At 33.6% G+C, this 2,323-nt stretch carries 4 protein-coding genes; 3 read left to right on the top strand and 1 reads right to left on the bottom strand.

The window, feature by feature from the left end; genetic code table 11:
- The first annotated feature begins 291 nt into the window (after positions 1–291).
- The 3 genes from PX481_RS28955 to PX481_RS29970 all read left to right on the top strand — a co-directional run bounded on the left by PX481_RS28955 (position 292) and on the right by PX481_RS29970 (position 867).
- On the top strand, positions 292–519 hold the full coding sequence (locus tag PX481_RS28955; protein WP_288097412.1) for a hypothetical protein: 228 nt from the start codon (positions 292–294) through the stop codon (positions 517–519).
- Positions 494–670, top strand: coding sequence for a hypothetical protein (locus PX481_RS28950; RefSeq protein ID WP_288097414.1), 177 nt, complete (start codon positions 494–496; stop codon positions 668–670). Before PX481_RS28955 ends, PX481_RS28950 begins: the two co-directional genes overlap by 26 nt.
- A 122-nt stretch (positions 671–792) precedes the next feature.
- Positions 793–867: a hypothetical protein gene (locus tag PX481_RS29970; protein ID WP_353852242.1), complete on the top strand. Its 75-nt coding sequence runs from the start codon at positions 793–795 to the stop codon at positions 865–867.
- Positions 868–991: 124 nt separating this feature from the next.
- On the opposite strand, the gene PX481_RS28945 is transcribed toward PX481_RS29970, so the two are convergent.
- Positions 992–2,323 (bottom strand): ATP-binding protein (locus PX481_RS28945; protein WP_288097409.1); only part of this gene is annotated, 1,332 nt, incomplete at its 5' end.

The following is a 2,323-nucleotide window of genomic DNA, read 5'->3' as shown; positions in this document are numbered from 1 at the left end:
TTATAGAGAAAGGCATTTAGCGATTTTTGTCAATTGTTTTTTATCTAGAGCGAACTAATCAATTAAGTCTCTTGCCAGATAAGGATTTAGTCGATTTATGCCCCCCTATCGAACCATACCAAGTAACGAAGAACCTAAAATAAATTATTGAGCAAATATGAGGTGCGTTACGCTGTCGCTAACACACCCTACAAATTATCTATTACATGAGAAGATTAATAACAGAAGTCGCGGATCTAAATTTTCTCAGAATCAGATATAATCAAATTGGGTAAATAACCAAAATAATCTATGAATACGTTAGAACTTCGTGAACAAATCCAAAAATATGTTGAACAACTGTCACCAGAAAAATTACTCGTAGCAGTTGATTTTTTAGCATATTTGGCAACAAGAGAAGATGATGCTACTCAAGAGTTATTAGAGATTGTAGGATTTAAAGAAAATTTTGATCATGCTAGAGAAAATGTAAAACAAGGAAAGGTGATTACTGTTGACAAACTTAAACGACAATATTAATTATACTGTTGTTATTAGTATTGATGCAGGGGAGTTTTTTGAATCTGCTTCTGCTACTTTACAAAAAAAGTTAGATAGATGTTTTGAACGTTTAAAAATTAATCCTCGTAATCATCCTAATATAAAATCTCTCAAAGGTGAGTTAAGCTAAACGGCTTTTACTTCGGATCACCGATATAGACTCCAAAAGGGTTATAGCTGTTGGATCATGCAGGTTAAGCGCCGTTTAGCTTATCAGGTTATTATCGTTATCGAGTAGGTGACTATAGAGTTATTTATGAAATTAATGATGATTTAAAACTGGTAACGATAATTTTTATCGCCCATAGAAGTAAAGTTTATGAATAGCTGAAATAAAAATTAAGCAGCCAATTCTGTAGGGTGTGTTAATTAAATGCAACGTACCTTATAAATTCACCGTTAAATATCTTTGAAAAAAGCATTGTTTGCAAAAATACTTCATTTAAAACACTCAAGCTCTAATTACAGTAATTCTATATTGATTTTCCGTCACCACAACTTCAGTGGATAACCTCTCTTCCATTGGTAAGGCATTTTTCCGCCTATCAAAGATAAATAACCAACCAAAATCTAACCCTAAACGTGCTAAATAAAATTCTAATTGTTCAATTCCATCAGCTTGAGGATCGCGTTTTTTATCACGCCATACTTTTAATTCAATCCCTAAAATTACATCTTTATACTGCAAACATAAATCCATTCTATCGCTACCAATTGCATATTCCCTTTCTAAAACTCCCCCACCATTAACCACACGATGTAAAAAAGCCATTAATACTATATGTGGAGCGATTTCATGATAACCAGTGCTACCTAATAATGGTTCGACCTGTTGTCGCCAAAATTTGAGAAATGCTGTTAATAAAGCATCTATATTTAATTCACCTTCTGAATTTAACCAAGTGGGTGCAATCATCGGTAAAGAAGCCATTGGTGTCACTGTTAACACCCGGGGTAACACTTCCCGATAAATGGGATTAGCAATAGTTAAACCTCCATAGGGGTGCATTTTACATAATCCTAAATCAATGACAAATTGAATATCATCATTAGGTATATTCCCTAATTCTAAACCTGCTAACATCGGTTCAATAATGGCTTGAATTCTTGGTTCTCTTAATCTTTCCGCTAAACTATCTAAGTGAGTATCTTGACGTGCAATTAATATTTCTTTGGCTGTTAAAATGTGTTCCTTAGTAATAGTAATACTTCTATCTTTCGCCATTTTTTCTACAATTTCTTTAGCTAAAGCATTGACTAACCAAGGTTGTCCTTGAGTTAAATAAAATGCTGTTTCTATTGCTTCTGGTGTGAAAATTTGTCCAGTTGCTGCTGTATGTTGTTGATATAATTCTCCCACTTCTGCAAGATTAAAATTTCGCATAGTCAGAGAAGCCACTTTGATATTAAAAGGACTAGATGTATTTAATCTATCACTACCACCAGATGCTACTTTATAATCTCGCACATCTCGTAAACCAATTAATCCTACTGATGAGGGAAAATTTTCAGGACGGTTAGGAAAACCATCTCTTAACTGTCGTAAAACTGATATTAATGTTTGGTCTTGTAAAGAGTCAATTTCATCTATAAATAATACTATGGGACGATTGATAGCTTTTGCCCAACCTCTTAAAAAAGCCTTAATTCTATTTCCTGGTTCTTCCTGTTGCCATTGTTTAACAGGTGGTTGTAATTCGGTCGGTAAACTATCTTGAATTGTATTATACCAAGTTCCTAAAATTGCTAATTCTGCGGCAGTAGGATCATGATTAAATGGACT

This window comes from Microcystis sp. M53603_WE2, from assembly GCF_030065435.1.
Note: the sequence above shows the minus strand (reverse complement) of the source record. Positions and strands in the feature narration are given on the sequence as shown.